The following is a 21191-nucleotide window of genomic DNA, read 5'->3' as shown; positions in this document are numbered from 1 at the left end:
TCACTATGGACGAAGCAGAGCAGATAACGGGCGAGAAGGTACGGGTGCCCATTGCCCTGAAGTGGCTGGAAACCCTGCTGATTACCGCGTTTTTCCTGGCTTTCAGCGTTTGGCACCGGCCGGATGATCCGTTCTATCTGACGGGTAACTTTCCCTGGCCAGTGCTGGCACCGCTGCTGGTAGGCCTGAGGTATGGTTTTTTCATGGCGCTGATTTCAGCCCTGATCATCATCGCTGCCCTGGGTTTTCACCTGCGGCTCGAGATCACCGGCGGCGCCCGTGAATTTCCTTACGTTTGGACCATTGGGGTGCTCGGCATCAGCCTGTTGGCGGGCGAGTTTCGGGACTACTGGGGCCGCCAGCAGCAGAAACTGGAAGCAAGCAACGACTACCGCGGCTCCCGTCTGGAAGAGTTCACCCGCAACTACTATTTGCTCAAGGTCTCCCATGACCGACTGGAGCAACAACTGGCCGGCAGCTCCAGCAGTCTGAGAGAGGCCCTTCGACGCCTCTACGCACAGGTTGGTGATGCCGGTCAGACCGGGCTGAATCAGGAGACGGCCTCATTGATGCTCCAGCTACTTGTGCGTTATGGGCAACTGCAGATTGCAGGCATCTATGCCATCAAAAATGGGGTACCCGAGCCGGAACCATTGGCGACGGTCGGTCGCTTTCAAAAAATGGACCTGAAAGACCCCCTTCTGCTGCACGCACTGGCGGAACGGAGACTGGTGTCCGTACAGACCGAGTTCCGCCAGCGTATGGGCGACCTCAACACCGATCTGCTGGCAGCCATTCCCCTGATCGATTCCGAGGATCGCTTTATCGGCCTGTGCGTTATCGAGACCATGCCCTTTTTCAGCTTTGAGGCTCGCTCGTTGCGACTGCTGGCTATCCTGGCCGGGCACATGGCGGACATCGCCCACGAACAAACGGAAGTAAAGGCCGGTGGCTCACCGGAGTGGCGTTACTTCCGTCGCCATCTGGCCCGTGCTGGCCGCGACGCGGAATTTTTCAACCTACCCGCAGCGATGGTGGGCTTGCCACTCGCCGACAGCCGCAATGGCCAGTTGATTGCCGACCACATTCAAAAAGTCCGCCGGGGCCTCGATGTCATTGCCGAACACCGGGCTGGCAATCAGCGCTACATCGTCGTTTTGATGCCGCTCACCGATGAACTGGGCCTGGCCGGCTATCTGCAACGCCTGGACGACGGGCTGAGAGAACAGCTGGGTTTGCACGCCAGTGACCTGGTGACACCGCAAACGCTGCAGGTCCGTAATCGGGCCCAGGCCGATGAGTGGGTACAGTCCTTCCTGTTCGACAGTCACGGGGAGACTAACCATGGCCAATAGCTGGTTTGCGCTGCTAGCCCTGGCGCTGGAAACCGGCGGCGTCACCGGGCTGCTATCACCCACCGCCGGCAACCTTGAGCTCGCCGCTTACCTGATCGCCCATGCCATGGCCTGTGCGCTGCTCACCCTGATCCTGCTGCCGTTGATGCCGTCGCGCTATCGCGGGCAGCCCATTACCACAGGTGTCTTCCTGTTCACCCTGCAGTTTGCCATCCCTTTCATTGGCAGCGTGGGCCTGGTGCTGGGCATGTTACTGGCACTCTATCTGCCACGATCAAGTCGCGACATACCCTGGCAGGAAGTGGACATCCCTGAACTGCCGTTCCAGCCGATCGATATGGACCTGCAGGTGGTATACAGCCAGGGCGGCCTTCGCCAGGTGTTGCGCGAGGCCATTGACACCGACAAACGCCTGAAAGCATTGATGGCCACTCGCCAGATGAACGACCGGGACGCCATTGAAATTCTGCGTGAAGCTCTGAAAGACCCGTCTGACGATGTGCGATTGCTGGCCTATTCCATGCTTGAGCAAAAAGAGAAAACCCTGGCCCAGCGAGCCGGCACTCTCCAGCAGTCACTGCAGAGCGCCGACGACCTGACCAGCGTTTCCCTTCAACGGAGGCTGGCACAGGTCTGGTGGGAGATGGCTTACCTGGGCCTGGCCCAAGGTGGCCTGCGACAGTATTACCTGGACAGTGCCGGTAAACTGCTACGACGACTGGTGGCCCGCCGCTCCCAACACAACGACTGGCGCCTGCTCGGCCGGGTGGAGTTGGCCCTGGGCAACATCGACAACGCCGAGGAGGCCTTCCGTTCGGCTCTTGCTGGCGGCTCGTCACCGGAATTGATCATGCCTTACCTGGGGGAAGTCGCGTACCTGCGCCGGGATTTTGATCAGGTGCGCCAACATCTTTCGGCCTGCCCTCTCGAGCGTTTCCACCCCGCCAACCGACCGGTCATCAAGTCATGGCTATGACATTACCCAAAACCAGCGTAACCCCAAAAGCTGACATCGCCCTGTTGCTGGAAGGCACCTATCCGTTCATCCGGGGCGGGGTGTCCTCCTGGGTGCACCAAGTCATTACAGGCCTGCCGGAATACACCTTCGCCCTCATCTTTCTGGGCGGCGACCGCGCGCACTACGGCGAGCAACAGTATGTTCTCCCGGACAATGTCACTCACCTGGAATGCCACTACCTGATGGACACCGAAGCCGCTGGCAAACCCCGGCCACGGCGGGGTAACAAGGCCGCCTTCGAAGCCCAGAAGTGCCTGCACGAGCAATTTAAGTCCGAAGAATCAGTACCGCCAGACATCCTCCACAAGGTGTTTGCGGACCTGGGCCAGAAGCGGGGCATCAGCCGTGACGACTTCCTCTACAGCGAAGAAAGCTGGGAGATGATTGACGAGAACTACCGCAAATACTGCACGGAACCGTCGTTCGTCGATTATTTCTGGTCCATCCGAATCATGCACGCGCCGTTATTCCAGCTCGCAGAAGTGGCGCGGAAGATGCCGGCCGTACGCATGCTGCATTCCATTTCCACCGGTTACGCGGGCTTGCTCGGCGCCATCGCCAGCGAACAGAGGGGCATTCCCTTTGCACTCAGTGAACATGGTATCTACACCAAGGAGCGCAAGATTGACCTGTCCCAAGCCCAGTGGATTCACGACCCCACGGACCAGGTCAGCGGTACGCTGAATGAGCAGTTGGGGTACATTCGCAGACTCTGGATCCGTTTTTTCGAGGCTTTGGGACGCCTGGCCTACCAGCAGGCAGACCCGATCGTGTCGCTGTACCAGGGCAACCAGCAACGGCAGTTTCAGGACGGTGCACCGCCCGAACGTACCTGCATTATTCCCAATGGTATTGAGCCCACCCGCTTCGACGCCGCCAGGAAGGCTCGCCCTGAAGGCATTCCGAAAGTCCTGGGGCTGGTCGGGCGGGTCGTTCCCATCAAGGATATAAAAACCTTCATCCGCGCCATGCGCTCGGTCAGCGACAGCATTCCCGACGTGGAGGGCTGGATCGTCGGCCCGGAAGACGAGGACGAAACCTATGTACGCGAATGCAAGGAACTGGTGGATAGCCTGGGCCTCAACCAGCGAGTGAAATTCCTGGGGTTCCAGAACGTCAACGACATTCTTCCTCAGCTTGGATTGATGGTACTGACGTCCATTTCCGAGGCATTGCCGCTGGTGATCCTTGAGGCCCACGCCGCGGGCTTGCCCTGCCTGGCCACCGATGTAGGCGCTTGCCGCGAATTACTGGAAGGCGCCAGCGACGAAGATCGGGCACTGGGCGCCAGCGGTGCCGTTGTGCCCATCGCTGACCCGGAAGCGACCGCGCGGGAAGCGGTGCGGCTGCTATCGAACCCCGAACAATGGCAACAGGCGCAAAAAGCGGGACTGGAACGGGTACAGAAGTTCTATACCCTGGAAAGCATGTTCGGGGCCTATCGCTCCATTTACGACAGGGGGTTGAACGGCTAATGGCAGGCATCGGTTTCGAGATACGCCGCATCCTCAAGCGCGACAGCTTCCTGAACCTGTTCGAGGCCTACGGCCTGGCCGGTATCATCAGCTCCGGCCCTTGGGTGCTGTCAGTGCTCGGCGTCATGCTGATCGGGGTGATCAGTTTCACACTGGCGGTATCTGATACCGAGGTAGTTCAGTTCCTGGTATCGGTAACCTACCTGATGGCCGTCTCCCTGACCCTGTCGGGCCTGTTCCAGCACGTCTTCACCCGGTGGGTGGCAGACCGGCTGTACGCCAAGCGCAATGACCTGATCCTGCCCAATCTGATGGGGCTGATCTGGGTTACCACGGTACTGTCCCTGGGCCTGGGGTTGATGGCCATGGTGCTGTTTTTCAGCGACACTTCGGTGCTGTACCGCCTGCTGATGCTGGCCAACTTCGTCGTGCTGTGTAACCTGTGGCCGGTGACGATCTTCCTGTCCAGCATGAAGTCCTATCGTCGCATTGTGGTGGTTTTCGCATTGGGTTACGCCACCGCCGTGGTCAGCTCCATGGTGCTGTCACAATTTGGCCTTGAGGGATTGCTGGCGGGCCTTCTTCTGGGCCACAGCCTGCTGTTCTTCAGCTTCTTCTACACCATTATCCGGCAATATCCAGGCAACCACTTCATCCGCTTTGATTTTACCCGGCGGCGGCAGATTTTTCCGGCACTGATTCTTACCGGTCTGCTGTTCAATGCGGCGGTGTGGGCCGATAAATTTATCTTCTGGTTCCACCCGGACACGTCCCAGCCCATTATTGCCAGCCTGCGCGCCTCGGTGATTTACGACCTGCCCATCTTCCTGGCTTACCTCTCGATCATTCCCGGTATGGCGGTATTCCTGGTCCGCATGGAAACCGACTTTGCAGAGGCCTATGAACGTTTCTACAACGCCGTACGGGAAGGCGATACCCTGGAACGGATCAATCGCTTCCGGGACCAGATGGTCATTGTGGCCCGCAATGGCATCTACGAGATCTTCAAGGTGCAAGGCCTAACCGTCATTGTGATTTTCCTCTGGAGCGAGGAAATCCTGGCGGCTATCGGAATTTCCCCCCTGTATCTGCCATTATTCCACATTGACCTGGTCGCCGTTGGCATCCAACTGCTGCTGCTGGCGATCCAGAACGTGCTGTTCTACCTCGACGCGCGGGGCATCAACGTCACCCTCTGTGCGCTGTTTTTCTTCGGCAATATTGTGTTTACGTTTATCACTATCGAATTGGGGGCGTCGTTCTACGGCTATGGCTTTGCCGCTGCCGCCCTGCTCGCAGTGCTGACCGGCCTGTGGCTGCTGTCACGGAAGTTCGACAAGCTGGAGTACGAAACCTTCATGTTGCAGGGGCGGTAGTACATGCTAGGCTGAAATTACCGGCATGATTTCATTTAGTTACAGCATTTGACATTATTTTAGGATTCAAGTGATACGCGAGCGCAGCGTTCACTCATACTTTAGGAGAAGCGCACAAAGCCTGAACAGAGTTTACTCTGACGATCGTGCCAATCCTGGTTTCGAGACTACTTAACTATGCCAATGGGCCGCGAAGACATCGTAGAGACGGAAATCCCCGTATCCCAGTTGGCGATAGGGATGCATGTCATTCGTCTCGACCGGCCCTGGGAAGACACCGATTTCCTGCTTCAGGGCTTCATTCTTCAGACCGAGGAAGATGTGCTCGCCGTTCAGCAACAGTGCGAAACGGTCATCGTGGAAGGACGTGTACAAGTCGCTCCAACCGCCGAGAGACATCTGCCGGTGAGCAAGCGGAAAACCTCCGTTGGAACTGGCCGGGCCGACGGCTCTCAAGCGCCTTCGGCCATCCCCAAGCGAAAAGTCACTTACGTCAATAAAGTAGACGCCCGCCGGGAAATGGCAACGGCGCGGATGAATTATGCCGATGCCAAAGCTACGGCTAAAAACATCATGTCCAGCCTACGGCTCGGGCGCACCCTGGAGATGAACCAGATCCACCAGGTGGTGGATAACTGCGTCGACAGCGTGCTGCGCAACGACAATGCCCTGTTGCTGCTCACCAAGATCAAGAACAAGGACGAATACACGGCCGAACACTGCATCAATGTATCGATCCTGTCAGCTGCTTTCGCCAAGCACCTGGGGCTTCTGGAGGGGGAGATCCGCACTGTGGCGCTGTGCGGCCTGCTTCACGATGTCGGCAAGATGCGCATCGACGACGAGATCCTGAACAAGCCAGGGGCTCTCACGCCCGAAGAATTCGCGGTGATGAAAAACCACACCACATTTGGTCGCGATGTGCTTGCGGCGCTTCCCCGACTGGCACATGCGGCCGTTGATGTTGCCTATTCACATCACGAACGAATGGATGGTAAGGGCTATCCACGGGGCCTTTCGGGGTACCAGATTCCGCTGTTCGCGAAAATCGTGGGGCTAGTCGACACCTACGACGCCATCACCAGTTCCCGGGTTTACGACAAGGGGCGTGCGTCCATGGAAGCTCTGCAGATCATCCACCGCAATAAAGGCGCCCAGTTCGACGCCGAGCTGGCGGTGGAGTTTATCCGCATGATTGGCGTTTACCCACCCGGTTCCATCGTGGAAATGACTAATGGAGAGGTGGGCATTATCGTGGCGACTCATCCCACCAGCAAACTCAAGCCGCGCGTACTGCTTGTCCGGGACGCGACCAAGCAGTCACTGGACACGTTCCGCGAAGTAAACCTGCTGAAAGAAACACCGGACAGCGCCGGACAACCCTACAAAATTGCCCGGGAAGTGCCGGACGAGAGCTACGGTATCGTGATGAAAAACTTCATCGAACAGGGCATCCTCAGTCGCAAGGCCCCGGAGATATCAGCCCCGGTCGATGACGGCCATGGTGAGTCTTGAGATACAGGTCAGCTTACCCTCCTCGTTTTCCAGCTTTATTTCCCAGACCTGCGTTGTACCGCCGATATGAACCGGGCGGGCCGTACCGTACACCCAGCCACTGGTAACCGACCGAATGTGGTTGGCGTTGATGTCCAGCCCCACCGCAATCTGGTTCTCCTTGCGCAGGCAATAGTTGGCGGCCATGCTGCCCAACGTCTCCGCCAGCACCACTGACGATCCGCCGTGGAGAATGCCAAACGGCTGCACCGTACGCTCGTCGACCGGAATCCGGCCAATCACGTAGTCATCGCCAATTTCCACGTACTCAATACCCATGGTCTCGACAGCGGTGTTTTTACTCGCTTCGGCCATTTGTTCGAGGGTGGGGATACTGCGGGTCCAGATTGCCATCGACTGCTACCTCCTAGTGTTGTGGGCCCTGTAAGCTGAGGGGCGCCAAAGCTCTTTAGTGTATACAGATAGGTAGCGAACGACCATAGGGTGGGTATCCTATAAACGCATCCCACCAGGCAAGACTAACCATACCCTGAATTGTTATTGATAATCGTTTGCATTAGAGATTATTGCTGCTAGTCTTTCAGTGAGTCGAAGCAAACAGGAGAAGGTGTGATGAGCCGAGCAGCAACTCAACTGGCCGGCAACGCCAGCAGCATTTTTCAGGCGTGGCTGGATCTGAAACAGCAGACTGATCGCAACGTACAACTCCATACCAACCGCAGCCCAGAGACAAAGCGCACGGAACAGTCGCAACGTTGATTCAAACAGTTTTTTCAACATCACCCCGCCATGAGTGTTCTGGTGCGATCGCTCGCCCACACGGTTGAATTCCAGCCGGATCACCGCAACAAAGAAGATTATAAGGCAGTTGTCAGAATACATCCCTTGATCAAAAAGGACAGGTTACATGAAAGTACTGATGGTTCTCACCTCGCACGATCAGATGGGAGATACCGGGCACAAGACCGGCTTTTGGCTGGAAGAGTTCACCGCCCCCTATTACGTTTTCAAGGATGCTGGCGCAGACATCACCGTTGCCTCTCCCAAGGGCGGGCAGCCACCCGTCGACCCCAACAGTGAAACTGAGGATGCACTGACGGAAACCACCCGTCGTTTCCAGCAGGACGCCCATGCCAAGGAAGCGCTCGCCAGCACGAAGAAACTGGCGGATGTGGATATGAACGACTATGACGCCCTGTTTTACCCCGGAGGCCATGGCCCATTGTGGGATCTGGTGAACGATGACAAGTCCGTCGCTCTGATCAAGGCAGCCTACGAACAGGACAAGGTCATTGGCGCCGTATGCCATGCCCCGGCGGTCTTCAGAGACGTCGAGATCAAGCCAGGGCAGAACCTCGTCGGCGGTCGCAACGTGACCGGTTTCAGCAACAGTGAGGAAGACACCGTTGGCCTGACCAACGTTGTGCCATTCCTGCTGGAAGACATGCTGAAGGAAAAATCCGCCACCTACACCTGCGGGGATGACTTCACACCGCACATCGTGGTGGACGGTAAGCTGATTACCGGGCAGAACCCGCCCTCCTCGGAAGGCACCGCCAAGGCGGTGATGCAGGCCTTGCAGCAGGGCTGATCAGCGATCCTGAACTTGCTCCCCGGCGTGACTGATCAGCACGCCGGGAGCGCCTTCCTCCAGCGTTTTCCGGATGGCGTCCGGCAGTGGCGTCTTCGTCATTGTCGACGGCTGGATCAACACGTAAGTGATATCAGCCTCTGCCACCAGCAATCCATCACCGTACCGATAAAATTCAAGATGCACCGTGAATGAGGTGTTACCGATACGGCCAGCTCGTATCCTGGCTTCCAACACATCATCAAAGCGCGCCGGTGCCCGATAGTTCACGGTGAGACTCACTACCTGAATGTCCAGATCCTGATCCAGCAGATTCTGGTAATCCCCGAACAGAACGCGGATATATTCATTAACGGAAATGTCCACGTAATCCGCGTAGCGTGCATTGAACACCACACTCTGGGCATCGCATTCACCGTAGCGGACGCGAAACCGAAACCGGAATGGCAGGTCGGTCGATTCAGTCATGGTCACTCAGCCCCAAAATCCGAGAAGCCCCCAGCCTACCCCATCCAGAAATCATTTTCTGCCGGTACTGCCATTAAGAACCAGGTAACAACCATAGCCGATCACAACACCCCAGAACGCAGACGACAGCCCGAACACCGACATGCCAGAGGCCGTCACAATAAAGGTGATCAATGACGCTTCACGATGGCTGGCATCTTCCAGCGCGGCAAACAGGTTGCCCGCAATAGCCCCCAGCAACGCCAGCCCCGCAAGTACCGCAACAAAGGCCGCAGGCAGTGAGGTGAACAGACTGACGATGGTACCGGCAAACAGGCCACCCACCAGATAGAACACGCCGTTAAACACACCGGCAACGTATCGACGGGAGGGGTCTTCGTGGGCATCCTTACCCGTGCAGATGGCGGCGGTGATTGCCGCCACCACCGTGGTGATACCGCCAAAGAACGCCATCGGCAGCGATACCAGGCTGGTCACCCCGATGATCGGCTTGGCCCTGACCGGGTACCCGGCCCCCTGAAGGATTGCCATGCCTGGGAGAAATTGCCCGGTCAGGCTCACCAGTACCAGCGGAATCGCCAGGCTCAACGTTGATCCAAGGTTCCACTCCGGCTCAATGAACTGTGGGACTGCAATACTCCAGCGCACGCCAGACAGTGATGCCCCTTCCAATACCACTGCCAGAATCACACCGGCAATCAACAGCAAAATCAGGGTGTACTTGGGAAACAGACGACGGAACACCACGTAGGAAAGCAGCATGCCAATCGCCAGCGCCGGGGTTGTTTCAATCGCGGTAAACGCCCCCACGCCGAACTGGAACAGGATGCCCGCCATCATGCCCGCGGCAATGCCCTTGGGAATGGCACGAACGAACGTGTCAAAGGTGCCTGAGACACCAATGATAAAAATGATGACCGCCGCCGTAATATAGGCGCCTACGGCCTCATTCAGCGACAGTTCCGGAAACAGCGCCACCAACAACGCGGTGCCGGGCGCCGACCAGGCAGTGACGACCGGCGCCTTGAGCCAGATCGACAGAATGATGCCGGAAACCGCCGCACCCATGGAGATTGCCCAGACCCAGGACGTCATCATCTCGTCGGAAATGCCAGCACTTGCTCCAGCCTGGAACAGGATGGCCAGCGGCCCGGAGTAGGACACCAGAACGGCCAGAAACCCGGCCACAATGGCCGGCAAAGAAAGGTCTTTCAGAAGTCTCGACATAAGCGCAATCCGTTGTTGGTTTTATGATTCTGCTTAACGAAAAAGGGCCCCAGGCGCTTACACGCCGGGGCCAAGGAGGGTCAGACTGACTGTCTACCCTGGGTTGCATCCGCATCCGGCCTACCCCAGATCGCCCCCAGCAACGGGAATAACGGTACCAGTAATATAGCTGGCAGAGTCTGACGCCAGAAACAGAATCGGTTCGGCCTGCTCGTCCAGGGTTCCATAACGATTCATGAAGCTGTTTTCCGTGGTCTGGTCAATCAGCGTCTGATACCAGGCCTTCTCCTGCTCACTCTGCTCTTTTGCATTGCGCGGCGTCAGGCGCGGGGGCGCTTCTGTGCCTCCGGGGGCGGCGGCATTTACCCGGATATTGTGCGGCGCGTATTCATAGGCCAGGTTCACCGTCATCGCATTCACGCCGCCCTTGGCCGCGCCATAGGGCACACGCATCAGCCCGCGCGTTGCCACCGACGATACGTTCACGATGACACCTCCCTTCTGCTGAAGCATATGAGGCAGAACCGCCCGGCAGCACCACAACGTGGTAAACAGTGAACGCTGGATTTCCTTCTCGATCTGCTCCGGGGTGTAGTGTTCAAACGGCTGTGCCCAGATCGTACCGCCGACATTGTTGATCAGAATATCGATGCGACCGTACTGCTTCTGCGCTTCTGCCATAACGCTTTCAGCACCGACCCAGGTTTCCAGATTGGCCTGGACAGCAACGGCATCAGCCCCCTGGTCACGCAACTCCGCGGCAACGCCCTGAACGTAATCCGCAATATCAACCAGAAGCAGCCTGGCGCCCTCGGCGGCGGCCAGCTCGGCCACGCGCTTGCCAATCCCCTGGGCGGCGCCGGTAATCACCATGACCTTGTCGGTGAAGCGGTCTTTCATGCGACCTTCTCCCTGGCCGACGGTGCACTGGGTGTGAACTTCTCGTAGTGGAAGGAGTTCGGTTCAATGCCCTTCTCACGGAAGAACCCGAGCACGGAATCCACCATGGGAGGGGGACCACAAAGGTAGACATCGACGTCGCCGTCGTTCACCGGCGCTTCGTCCATATGCTGGGTGACATACCCCTTGCGCGGATGGTCACTTTCTTCGCCAGAAACAACCGTCACGTAGCTGAAGTTGTCCAGCTCCGCGGCAAAACGGTCCAGAATATCCAGGCACACCAGGTCATCGTCATTGCTGACGCCATACACCAGGTGAGTTGGCTGATCACAGCCATTGGCTTTCAGATACTCCAGCTTTGCCAGCATCGGCGCCAGGCCGGTGCCACCTGCCAGCATCAGTATCGACCGTTCAACGGGACGTAGATAGAAGCTGCCCATCGGGCCGGTCAGGGTCACCTTGTCACCAGTGCGCGCCTCGCCCACGAGCCACGAACTCATCAGCCCGCCCGGCACGTTGCGAATCAGGAAACTGAGATCGCGGCTGCCGGGCGGCGAGCTGAAGGAGTAGGCCCGGGTCTCTTCGGAGCCTGGAACCTGAATGTTCACGTACTGTCCCGGCAGAAAGGCAATGTCTTCATCGGCCGTGATCTTCAGCTCGATCGACGTGGGCGAGATCAGGTTCACCTCGGCCACCGTCCCTGCCACTTCCGCATTGCCGGTCTTGCACATGGTGGAAGCGACTGGCACTTCCACCACACAATCACTGGAGGGCACCATCTGGCAGGTCAGCACCATGCCCTGCTCGGCTTCCTCGTCAGACAGCGCTTCGTCAATGTATTCATCACCCATGTCGAACTCGCCCTGACGGCAGGCACCCTTGCAGGTGCCGCAGACGCCATCGGAGCAGTCCATGGGCAGATTGATCTGCGAACGGTAGGCGGCGTCCAGAACCGTCTCGCCTTCGTTGCAGGACACAAAACGGGTAACGCCGTCTTCAAAGTTAAGCGCGATGTTATAACTCATGATGATGCTCTCCCCATCAATTACAGGTGATAAACGTCCAGCACCTGATTGATGCAATCGTTGTTCAGGACCATCCTCTTCTCCCGGATCAGCGGCTGGTCGCCGGTGACATCCAGGGTGTAGAAAGACGTTCCAAAGAATTCCGCAGTTTTCTTGTAGCGATAGGACTTGGTCAGCCAGTTAAACCGCAGCGTCACTTCACTCTCGTTCTGGGACAGGATCTCCAGATTGCTGGTGAAATGGGTCGTGCGCGGCTCGGGCATGGAACTGGCGCCGGAACGCTCGGTTTTGATCCGGTAGATCCGGTCTTCCAGGCCTTCCTTGTTGGGGTAATAGATGAGCGAGATCTCGCTTTGCGGATCTTCTGTCAGCTCATCGTCATCGTCCCAGGCCGGCATCCAGTAGGTGACGTCCTCGTGGTAGCACTCCAGCCACTTGTCCCACTCCCGGTCGTCCAGAAAACGGGCCTCACGGATGATGAACTGTTCGATATCGTGATAGCTCAGGCTCATGCGGAAGCCTCCTCTGAATCTGTTGAACTCGAAGCCAAAGGAATGAAACGGGCGCGCTCGGCCTCGATGGCGCGAGTCATCTCAACCTGCCAATGTTTGTGGTGATTCACATACAGGCCTTCGTCGTCCGGGCGGGCGCCGCTCATGGTCGGCTTCATGTCGATCTGGTTGGCGTGCTCATCCGGGCCGTCGATCCAGTGGGCGGCACCGCGGCTCATATCGTTCCAACGCATGTCCTGGGCTTCGTAACCGTTCTGGCAGGCACGGAATTCTTCCAGATCGTCCGGAGTGCCCATACCGGTCACGTTGAAGAAATCCTCGTACTGACGGATGCGCTTGGCGCGCAGATCTGCCGGTTCATTCTTCGGGCCAAAGGCATAAATGGTGACTTCCGTCTTGTTGACGTCGATCGGCCGGGTCACACGGATCTGAGTCGAAAACTGGTCCATCAGGTAGACGTTCGGATACAGGCACAGATTCTTGGTGGTACGAACGATGGAATCGGCACGAGCTTCGCCGTAGGTCTTCTCCAGACGTTCCAGCTGGCTGAAGATCGGGCGCACTTCCGGGTTCAGCAAGCGGGTCCACAGCATCATGTGGCCGTTCTCGAAGGAGTAGAAACCACCCTCGGCAGACCAACTCTTGGCATCCACCGCTTCGGTGCCGCCCTTGTCGTAATTACGCTGGCCCATGGTGGAGAGGTAGTTCCAGTGCACGGTGCCCACGTGGTAGCCGTCCGCACCGTTTTCGGCGGTCAGCTTCCAGTTACCTTCATAGGTATAGGTCGAACTGCCCCGCAGGATCTCCAGGCCGTCTTCCGACTGATCCACGATGTTGTCGATGATCTTGGTGGTTTCACCCAGATGCTCTTCGAGCGGAAGCACGTCGGCATTGAGACTGCCGAACAGGAAGCCACGGTAGTTGCCAAACTTGGGCATTTGCTTCAGGTCGTGGGAGCCATCGGTATTGAACTGCTCCGGGTAACCGCCCTTCTTCTGGTCCTTGGCCTTCAAAAGCTGACCGTCGTTGCGGAAAGTCCAGCCGTGGAACGGGCAGGTAAAGGAGGTCTTGTTGCCACGCTTTTTACGGCACAGGGTGGCGCCACGGTGCGAGCAGGTGTTCAGTATGGCCTTGAGCTCGCCATCCTTGGTGCGGGTGATTACTACCGGCTGGCGACCCACGGTCACGGTGAAGTAATCGCCCGGCTCCGGAATCTGGCTTTCGTGGGCGAGGTATACCCAGTTGCCTTCAAAGATGTACTTCATCTCCAGGTCAAACAGTTCCTGGTCGGTGAAGATACCCCGATCACACTGATAACGGCCGGTTTCCGGATCCGCGATCACCGCGTCGCGTACTTTGTCTGCAAGCTTGTCGAGTTTGCTAGTCATGTCGTTCACTCCGTCTTGTTCTTGGGTGGCGCTTAGGCAACGTCGGTTTCCAGGGCGCGACGGCGTGCGTGGCGTTCCTGGAGCTCGGGCTTGTCTGTCGCAACCAGAGTGACGTTGAACTCAACCTCGGTAATCGGTCCGTTCACGCCATGCTGTGCACCTGTTTCCGACTGCTCAACACGATTGGCGGCAACCACCAGTTCTTCGCGGGTGGCAAACGCAAAGTCGTCGTAGGTGTACTCGTCACCGGCAATATTGATCTGTGTGGTCAGGTGCTTGTAGCCCGGCTTGGACACAAAGTAATGAATGTGTGCCGGACGTTGACCGTGACGGCCCAAGTGGTTCAGCAACTGCTGAGTGGAGCCTTCCGGCGGGCAACCGTAACCGGACGGCATGATGCTCTGGGCGGCGTACCGGCCTTCGGCGTCGGTTTTGATACGACGGCGCAGGTTGTACTCGCTCTGCGACTGGTCGAAGTAGGAGTAGGCGCCCTTGGTATCTGCGTGCCAGATATCCACGACCGCGTTCGCCAGCGGCTCACCGTTTTCATCGGTGATTCGGCCCTTGATCAGGATGGCTTCGGCGTCCTTGTCGGAGCCGTCGTCCATGCGATCAAAGCCTTCGCTCATGGGGGCGCCGGCAACGTACAGCGGGCCTTCGATGGTGCGCGGCGTACCGCCGGTCAGGCCGGCCTGCTCGTCTTCGGCGTCCTGGCGAATGTCCAGGTAACGGTCCATACCCAGGCCTGGTGCCAGCAGGGCTGATTCACCATTTGCACCCAGTTCGCCCACGTAATAGACGGCGCTCCAGAACTCCTCGGGCGTGACATCGAAATCTTCCACGATCTGGAAAATATCGTGCATGACGCGATGAACGATCTTCTTCATACGCTCATTGCCACCGTCCTTGTCGAAGCCGGCTACTTTCTCCAGCAGTTCCTTCACATCTGCGGATTGCATGGTCTTAACGGTCATTGTTGGTCTCCTCGGTCTTTTGTTGTTGTTGCTCCAGACATCCCAATCAATTGGCAACAAGTTCTGTGTGGCGCCTGAAAACATTGGGCGCCGGTATTGGCTGATTACGCCCGTTAACGGTCATCCTCGTGAATGGATGACGGGTGACGGCACAGGGGCGCAACGGTGATATCCATGTACGGGAACAGCGGAAGGTTGCCGACCAGGTCCTGCAGCTCGGCGTTGTCCTCCACATCAAAAATACTGACGTTGGCGTAGCTACCCGCCACACGCCACAGGTGTCGCCACTTGCCCTTTTCCTGCAGGTCCTGGGCATAGGCCTTTTCCCGGGCCTTGATGTCCGCCACCACATCGGCGGGCATGTCGTGGGGGATGTTCACCTTCATCTCAACTTTGAACAGCATGTGCTTTCCTCCGTTATTCATTCTTGCGGCGTACTTACGGCCGGCGCCCTATGCGTCTCTGCGATAGACCGCCAGCTTGTCTTCATCAATCTCGACCCCCAGACCCGGGCCCTGCGGCAGGTCCACACCGTTGGTGTGGAAGTTCAGCGGGCGCACCACGATGTCGTCTTTCATCAGTAGCGGGCCGAACATCTCTGTTCCCCAGTGAAGGGTTTCCAGCGTGGACCAGGCGTGCAGGGACGCGGCGGTACCGATGGTGCCTTCCAGCAGGGTGCCGCCGTACAGTCCGAGTCCTGCGGACTGGGCAACCATCGCCTGTTCCAACGCCCGGATCGGGCCGCCAGCCTTGGCAATTTTCATCGCCACCGCACCGGCGAATCCTCCGGCCGCCAGGGCAAACAGGTCCTTGGCGTCGGCTACGGATTCATCGGCCAGAATCGGGATATGGAATTTTTCAGACAGGCGTACCAGGGCGCCAAAATCCTTCATCGGGGTAGGCTGCTCCACCAGATCAATGCCGGCGGCCTGCAACTCAGCCATACCCTTGGCTGCCGTGGCTTCATCCCAGGCCTGATTGACGTCAACACGCACACTGGCCTGCTCACCCACGGCTTCCTTGATAGCCGCCACATGGCGCACATCATCCATCACCGCGCGAGAACCAATTTTCAGCTTGAAATCGCAGTGGCGTTGTTGCGCGATCAGACTGTGCGCCTCATCGATATCTTTGGCGGTATCGCCACTGGCCAACGTCCAGAGCACCGGAATGTGCTGATGCAGAGCGCCGCCGAGCAGATCGGAAACCGGACGATTCAGGCGCTTTCCCTGCAGATCCAGCAGCGCGGTTTCAATGGCGGACTTGGCCAGGTTGTTTCCGCGGGTCGCACGGTTTAGCCTTACCCTAAGAGTATTGATGGCATCCGCTGGCTGATCGATCAGCAGTGGCTTGAAATAGGTGTCGATGGTAAGTTTCACGCTCTCGGGGCTTTCCGGGCCGTAGGCCAGACCACCGATCGTGGTGGCTTCACCCAAACCTTCCAGGCCATCGGAATCCTTCATCCGCACGATCACCATGGTCTGAACCCCCATGGTTGTCATGGATAGTTTGTGCGGCCGGATGGTCGGGATATCGACCAGGATGGCTTCAATGGACTGAATGGTGGCGGACATGTGCTCTCCGAATCGCAAGTTAAAATACCTGTCATTCGGACAGTACGAAGTTTCACGTATGGGAACCAATATTGATTAAGTACGAAGCGATACCCTGGAGGTATGGATGGAGCTGAGACACTTGCGCTACTTCGTGGCGGTGGCAGAGGAACTGAACCTCACCCGTGCTGCGGAAAAGCTGTTTATCGCCCAGCCACCTCTGACCCGTGCCATCAAACAGCTGGAAGAAGAAGTGGGGGTTGCGCTGTTCATCCGGAAGCCCCGGGGGCTGGTATTAACGACCGGCGGTGAATACTTTCTTGAGCAGGCACGGCAGATTCTCGGCAAGATGGCCGCAACCGTCAGCGACACCCGCCGGATCGCCCAACACCGCAAAACCGTTTTTTCCATCGGCTTCGTCCCCTCCGTGTTCTACGGGCAACTGCCACTGATGGTCAGACGCCTGCGGCGCAACAAGAACCTGGAAATCATCCTGCACGAACTGAAAACACGGGAGCAGGTAGATGCGCTGAAATCGGGGAAGATTGATATCGGTTTTGGCCGGGTGCGCATCGAAGACCCGGACGTTGAGCAGGAACTGCTGTTTGACGAACCCATGATTGCCGCCATTCCTGCTGGTAACCCCCTGACCCGGCATCCGCCATCGATGAAGGAGCTGTCGGAATGGCCGATGATCACCTTCCCGTCCGGCCCGGGACCGAACTTCGCCGATCTGACCCAGGGCCTTTTCCACCGCCGAGGCCTGCGAGTCAACGTGATGCAGCAAGTCAACGACGTGCAGACGGCGCTGTCACTGGTGGCTTCGGACATGGGTTTTACCCTGGTGCCGGAGCAGGTCCGGCGGTTGCACCGGGAGGGAGTGGACTATATGCCCCTGGAAGATGACAACATCAGCGTACCGGTCATTGCGTCACGGCGACGGGGAGAAAACCCCAATGCGGTGATGCGGCTGGCGAACACGATTCTGGATGAGCTGGTGGAAAACCGGCTGACGGGCCGGTATCCGTGATTTCAGCGGGTCGTTCGCCGTACCGCCTCGGCCGCCTGCTGCAACCGGGGCAAATACACCCCCATCAGTGTCTCCATATCCACCCGCGCCGCATTGGTACTGATATTGATCGCGCCCAGCAGCTCGCCATTGCCGGCAAACACCGGCACCGCAGCGGAACGAAGGCCTGAGTCGAGCTCCTGATCCACAATCGAATAGCCCTGCTCTCGGACCTTCGCAATGTCTTTCTTCAGGGCATTGGCATTGGTAATGGAAGAAGCGGTATAGGGCTCGAGCTTCACGCGAAGAAGAAACGTCTCCAGCTCCGCTTCCGGCAACTGCGCCAGCAGCACCCGGCCCATAGAGGTATAGGCCGCCGGAAGTCGTGTACCCACCGAGAGGGTAATCGCCATCAGCCGGTGTCGGGCCGAAGAGCGCACCACGTACACCACATCGTCACCGTCCAGCACCGCCAGTGAGGATGACTCACCCAACTCGGCCGTAACGTCCTCAAGGTATTGCTGGATTACCGCCCGGTACTGATTCGACGATTGGTAGGCATAGCCCAGCTGCAAGACGCGAGGGGTCAACTCGAACTGTCGGCCGTTACGTTTTACGAACCCCAGCGCGTGAAGAGTAAGCAGGAAACGACGCGCCTTGGCCCGGTCCATATCCGTCCGTGTCGCCACCTCGCTCAGGGTCATCCGTGGATGCTCAGCGTCAAACGCCTGCAACACCTCCAGCCCTGACGCCAGCGCACCTACATAATCCCGGTCTCCGGGCCTGAGAACCTGATCGTCCATTCCTGCTCCTTACTCGCCTGAACACAGCCTGTTCGAATGGTAACAGCTCGTTCGCTATCCGAACATCCGTGCATTTTTGGTAACTGGTGAAAATTTGTACTTGACGACGACAAAACCTTCGAGTCATTATGTTCGCATATTAAACTTATGTTCGTATATCGAACTTTTCAACAATGCACTGCACTGGAGATTCTGTAATGGCTGAATTTCTCTCTCTCAAGGAAGCCGTGAGCCGCTATATCAGCAATGGCGATACGGTCTGTATGGAAGGCTTTACGCACCTGATCCCCTTCGCCGCGGGCCACGAAATCATTCGCCAGGAAAAGCGCGACCTGACACTCATCCGCATGACACCGGATCTGGTGTACGACCAGATGATCGGTGCGGGTTGCGCCCGGAAACTGATCTTCTCCTGGGGCGGCAACCCAGGCGTGGGCTCGCTGCATCGCCTGCGAGATGCCGTCGAGAAAGGCTGGCCGAATAAACTGGAGATCCTGGAGCACAGCCACGCTGCCATGGCCTGCGCCTATGAAGCCGGTGCTGCCGGCCTGCCACTGGCAGTGCTGCGTGGCTACGTGGGCAGCGATCTGCCAAAGGTGAATGACCAGATCAAATTCATCGAGTGTCCGTTCACCGGAGAGCGCCTGGCCGCCGTGCCATCGGTACGTCCGGACGTTGCTGTGATTCATGCCCAGCGGGCCGACCGCAAAGGCAACGTACTGATAGAAGGCATTGTGGGTATCCAGAAAGAAGTGGTTCTAGCCGCCAAGCGCAGCATCGTTACCGTTGAAGAAGTGGTGGACGATCTGGGCGCTTCGGTGAACGCCTGCGTGTTGCCGTCCTGGGCGGTTACGGCCATTGCTGAGGCCCCGAAAGGCGCCAGCCCGTCCTATGCGCTGGGCTATTACGACCGCGACAACGCTTTCTACAAAGAGTGGGACGGCATCGCCCGGGACCGGGAAACCTTCCAGGGATGGCTGAAAGACAACGTATTTGAAAAAGGAGCTGCGTGATGAGCCTTGAATTTACCTCTTCGGAAATGATGAGCGTCACTGCCGCCCGTGCACTGACCAACGACATGACCTGTTTCGTCGGTATCGGCCTGCCCAGTGAGGCCGCCAATCTGGCACGCCTGACCCACGCGCCCGACGTCACCCTGATTTACGAATCCGGCACCCTGCAGACCAAGCCGGACGTTCTTCCACTGTCCATCGGTGATGGCGAACTGTGCGAATCGGCGTTGACCACCGTCGGCGTTCCGGAGATGTTCCGCTACTGGCTCCAGGGCGGCCACATCAGTGTCGGCTTCCTGGGTACCGCCCAGATCGACCGTTTCGCCAACCTCAACACCACCCTGATTGGAGACTACCGCGAACCGAAAGTGCGGCTGCCAGGCGGTGGCGGTGCCCCTGAGATTGCCACCAACGCGAAGGAAGTGTTCATTACCGTGAAGCATTCCAAACGCACCTTCGTGAAGGACGTGGACTTCGTCACCACCGTTGGCTTTGGACGTGACGGCACCGCACGGGATAATGTCCCTAATATCGGTCGCGGCCCCACGGTGGTGATTACCGATCTGTGCATTCTCAAGCCCGATCCGGACACCAAAGAACTGGTGGTCACATCCTTACACCCGAACGTAACCCGGGAAGAAGTGATCGAAGCGACTGGCTGGGAGATCCGGTTTGCAGAACAGCTGGAAACAACGCCGGAACCCAGTGCCAAAGAGCTGGACATCCTGCGTGACCTGAAAGCGCGCACACATGCACATCATGCCGGCCAACAGTGAGGACTATCATGACTGACGTTTATCTCTGCCACCCCCGCCGTTCGGCCATTGGCCGTTTCGGCGGCACCCTGGCCAGCGTTCGCCCCGATGACCTCGCGGCGCATATCTTCAAGGCTGTACTGGAACAGGCCCCGGAACTCGACCCCGCTGCCATCGACGAGGTGATGATGGGGTCTGCCAACCAGGCCGGTGAAGACAACCGCAATATCGCCCGGATGTCTGCCCTGCTCGCAGGCCTGCCCACCTCCGTGCCCGGCACTACCCTAAACCGCCTGTGTGGCTCCGGCATGGACGCAGTGGGCACCGCCTTTCGTGCCATACGCGCCGGCGAAATGGAGCTGGTGCTGGCCGGCGGCGTGGAATCCATGTCCCGTGCGCCCTATGTGATGGGCAAGGCCGACTCGGCTTTTTCACGGGGTCAGAAGATCGAAGACACCACCATCGGCTGGCGCTTCGTGAACCCGCTGATGAAGAAGCAATACGGCATCGACTCCATGCCGGAAACCGCGGAAAACGTCGCCGAGCAGTACCAGGTGTCGCGGGAAGATCAGGACCTGTTTGCCTTCCGTTCCCAGGGAAAAACCGCCCGGGCACAGAAGGAAGGCCGCTTCGCAGAAGAAATCGTGCCGGTATCCATACCGCGCCGAAAACAGGACCCGCTGGTATTCGATGCCGACGAACACCCCCGTGCAAGCACCCTGGAGAAACTCGCCTCCTTGCCAACCCCTTTCCGGGAAGGCGGAAGCGTGACAGCCGGCAATGCCTCCGGCGTCAACGATGGTGCCGCGGCTATGCTGGTTGCCAGTGAAAACGCGGTAAAAGCCCACGGCCTGAAACCCATGGCCCGCATCCTGGGCATGGCCACGGCCGGCGTGGAACCGCGTATTATGGGCATTGGCCCGGTCCCCGCCGTTCGAAAACTGCTGGAGAAGCAAGGCATCGGCATTGACGACATCGACGTGATCGAACTGAACGAAGCCTTTGCCGCGCAAGGACTGGCCGTACTACGGGAACTGGGCGTTACCGACGACGACCCCCGGGTCAACCCGAACGGCGGCGCCATCGCCCTTGGGCATCCACTGGGCATGTCTGGCGCACGACTGCTGCAAACGGCAGCCCACCAGCTGCAACACACCGGCGGCCGATACGCGCTTTGCACCATGTGTGTGGGCGTCGGCCAGGGTATTGCAACACTTATCGAACGCGTCTGAGG

At 58.2% G+C, this 21191-nt stretch carries 22 protein-coding genes; 11 read left to right on the top strand and 11 right to left on the bottom strand.

The window, feature by feature from the left end; translation table 11 throughout:
• Window positions 1–5 precede the first annotated feature (5 nt).
• The 5 genes from AC13D2_RS17890 to AC13D2_RS17870 all read left to right on the top strand — a co-directional run bounded on the left by AC13D2_RS17890 (window position 6) and on the right by AC13D2_RS17870 (window position 6739).
• Entirely contained in the window at window positions 6–1355 is a 1350-nt protein-coding gene (locus AC13D2_RS17890) for a PelD GGDEF domain-containing protein (RefSeq protein ID WP_482938971.1), read from the top strand.
• Entirely contained in the window at window positions 1345–2331 is a 987-nt protein-coding gene (locus tag AC13D2_RS17885) for a HEAT repeat domain-containing protein (RefSeq protein ID WP_300493673.1), read from the top strand. The genes AC13D2_RS17890 and AC13D2_RS17885 overlap by 11 nt, the downstream gene beginning before the upstream one ends.
• Window positions 2328–3848 carry a GT4 family glycosyltransferase PelF gene (pelF, locus tag AC13D2_RS17880; RefSeq protein ID WP_292046500.1) on the top strand — a complete coding sequence of 507 codons (1521 nt, stop codon included), beginning with the start codon at window positions 2328–2330 and terminating at the stop codon, window positions 3846–3848. Before AC13D2_RS17885 ends, pelF begins: the two co-directional genes overlap by 4 nt.
• Complete coding sequence (pelG, locus tag AC13D2_RS17875) at window positions 3848–5224, top strand: exopolysaccharide Pel transporter PelG (protein ID WP_482938970.1); 1377 nt, start codon at window positions 3848–3850, stop codon at window positions 5222–5224. Before pelF ends, pelG begins: the two co-directional genes overlap by 1 nt.
• Window positions 5225–5401: 177 nt before the next feature.
• Complete coding sequence (locus AC13D2_RS17870; RefSeq protein ID WP_482938969.1) at window positions 5402–6739, top strand: cyclic di-GMP phosphodiesterase; 1338 nt, start codon at window positions 5402–5404, stop codon at window positions 6737–6739.
• Here the strand turns inward: AC13D2_RS17870 and AC13D2_RS17865 are convergent.
• On the bottom strand, window positions 6704–7132 hold the full coding sequence (locus AC13D2_RS17865) for a hotdog fold thioesterase (protein WP_286749938.1): 429 nt from the start codon (window positions 7130–7132) through the stop codon (window positions 6704–6706). The two genes, AC13D2_RS17870 and AC13D2_RS17865, sit on opposite strands and share 36 nt — an antisense overlap.
• A 219-nt stretch (window positions 7133–7351) precedes the next feature.
• Between AC13D2_RS17865 and AC13D2_RS17860 the strand changes: the two genes are divergently transcribed.
• A complete protein-coding gene (locus AC13D2_RS17860; protein WP_286749939.1) occupies window positions 7352–7498 on the top strand; it encodes a hypothetical protein in 147 nt (48 codons plus the stop codon).
• 148 nt (window positions 7499–7646) lie between these two features.
• A complete protein-coding gene (locus AC13D2_RS17855; RefSeq protein ID WP_286749940.1) occupies window positions 7647–8330 on the top strand; it encodes a type 1 glutamine amidotransferase domain-containing protein in 684 nt (227 codons plus the stop codon).
• On the opposite strand, the gene AC13D2_RS17850 is transcribed toward AC13D2_RS17855, so the two are convergent.
• The 9 genes from AC13D2_RS17850 to AC13D2_RS17810 form a co-directional block, all read right to left on the bottom strand.
• Window positions 8331–8798 (bottom strand): acyl-CoA thioesterase, encoded by a 468-nt coding sequence (locus AC13D2_RS17850; protein WP_286749941.1) that lies wholly within the window; start codon window positions 8796–8798, stop codon window positions 8331–8333. It lies immediately after the preceding gene.
• A gap of 51 nt (window positions 8799–8849) precedes the next feature.
• Window positions 8850–10025: a benzoate/H(+) symporter BenE family transporter gene (locus tag AC13D2_RS17845; protein WP_286749942.1), complete on the bottom strand. Its 1176-nt coding sequence runs from the start codon at window positions 10023–10025 to the stop codon at window positions 8850–8852.
• Window positions 10026–10145: 120 nt separating this feature from the next.
• Window positions 10146–10925: a benzoate diol dehydrogenase BenD gene (gene benD / locus AC13D2_RS17840; RefSeq protein WP_286749943.1), complete on the bottom strand. Its 780-nt coding sequence runs from the start codon at window positions 10923–10925 to the stop codon at window positions 10146–10148.
• The gene (benC, locus tag AC13D2_RS17835; protein WP_075195454.1) at window positions 10922–11950 is read right to left on the bottom strand and encodes a benzoate 1,2-dioxygenase electron transfer component BenC; all 1029 of its coding nucleotides are present in this window, start codon (window positions 11948–11950) and stop codon (window positions 10922–10924) included. Before benC ends, benD begins: the two co-directional genes overlap by 4 nt.
• Window positions 11951–11970: 20 nt before the next feature.
• The gene (gene benB, locus AC13D2_RS17830; protein ID WP_075195455.1) at window positions 11971–12462 is read right to left on the bottom strand and encodes a benzoate 1,2-dioxygenase small subunit; all 492 of its coding nucleotides are present in this window, start codon (window positions 12460–12462) and stop codon (window positions 11971–11973) included.
• A complete protein-coding gene (locus tag AC13D2_RS17825) occupies window positions 12459–13850 on the bottom strand; it encodes a Rieske 2Fe-2S domain-containing protein (RefSeq protein ID WP_278368095.1) in 1392 nt (463 codons plus the stop codon). The genes benB and AC13D2_RS17825 overlap by 4 nt, the downstream gene beginning before the upstream one ends.
• 32 nt (window positions 13851–13882) lie before the next feature.
• Window positions 13883–14824, bottom strand: a complete 942-nt coding sequence (catA, locus tag AC13D2_RS17820; protein ID WP_482938968.1) for a catechol 1,2-dioxygenase — start codon at window positions 14822–14824, stop codon at window positions 13883–13885.
• Window positions 14825–14937: 113 nt separating this feature from the next.
• Window positions 14938–15228, bottom strand: a complete 291-nt coding sequence (catC, locus tag AC13D2_RS17815; protein ID WP_007152837.1) for a muconolactone Delta-isomerase — start codon at window positions 15226–15228, stop codon at window positions 14938–14940.
• 48 nt (window positions 15229–15276) lie between these two features.
• Complete coding sequence (locus AC13D2_RS17810; protein ID WP_473804380.1) at window positions 15277–16398, bottom strand: muconate/chloromuconate family cycloisomerase; 1122 nt, start codon at window positions 16396–16398, stop codon at window positions 15277–15279.
• Window positions 16399–16504: 106 nt separating this feature from the next.
• Here AC13D2_RS17810 and AC13D2_RS17805 point away from each other — a divergent pair, with 106 nt between their 5' ends.
• A complete protein-coding gene (locus AC13D2_RS17805) occupies window positions 16505–17407 on the top strand; it encodes a LysR family transcriptional regulator (protein WP_286749950.1) in 903 nt (300 codons plus the stop codon).
• 2 nt (window positions 17408–17409) lie between these two features.
• Here AC13D2_RS17805 and AC13D2_RS17800 read toward each other — a convergent pair whose 3' ends face one another.
• Window positions 17410–18189 carry an IclR family transcriptional regulator domain-containing protein gene (locus AC13D2_RS17800; RefSeq protein WP_482938967.1) on the bottom strand — a complete coding sequence of 260 codons (780 nt, stop codon included), beginning with the start codon at window positions 18187–18189 and terminating at the stop codon, window positions 17410–17412.
• Between the two features lie 197 nt (window positions 18190–18386).
• On the opposite strand from AC13D2_RS17800, the gene AC13D2_RS17795 reads away from it, so the two are divergent.
• The 3 genes from AC13D2_RS17795 to pcaF are packed head-to-tail and all read left to right on the top strand — an operon-like array spanning window position 18387 to window position 21189.
• A complete protein-coding gene (locus tag AC13D2_RS17795) occupies window positions 18387–19202 on the top strand; it encodes a CoA transferase subunit A (RefSeq protein WP_482938966.1) in 816 nt (271 codons plus the stop codon).
• Window positions 19202–19978, top strand: a complete 777-nt coding sequence (locus AC13D2_RS17790; RefSeq protein WP_286749953.1) for a CoA-transferase subunit beta — start codon at window positions 19202–19204, stop codon at window positions 19976–19978. Before AC13D2_RS17795 ends, AC13D2_RS17790 begins: the two co-directional genes overlap by 1 nt.
• An 8-nt stretch (window positions 19979–19986) precedes the next feature.
• Window positions 19987–21189 carry a 3-oxoadipyl-CoA thiolase gene (pcaF, locus tag AC13D2_RS17785; protein ID WP_407070162.1) on the top strand — a complete coding sequence of 401 codons (1203 nt, stop codon included), beginning with the start codon at window positions 19987–19989 and terminating at the stop codon, window positions 21187–21189.
• The last annotated feature ends 2 nt before the right edge of the window (window positions 21190–21191 follow it).

It is taken from the genome of Marinobacter sp. B-12, from assembly GCF_056857915.1.
Note: the sequence above shows the minus strand (reverse complement) of the source record. Positions and strands in the feature narration are given on the sequence as shown.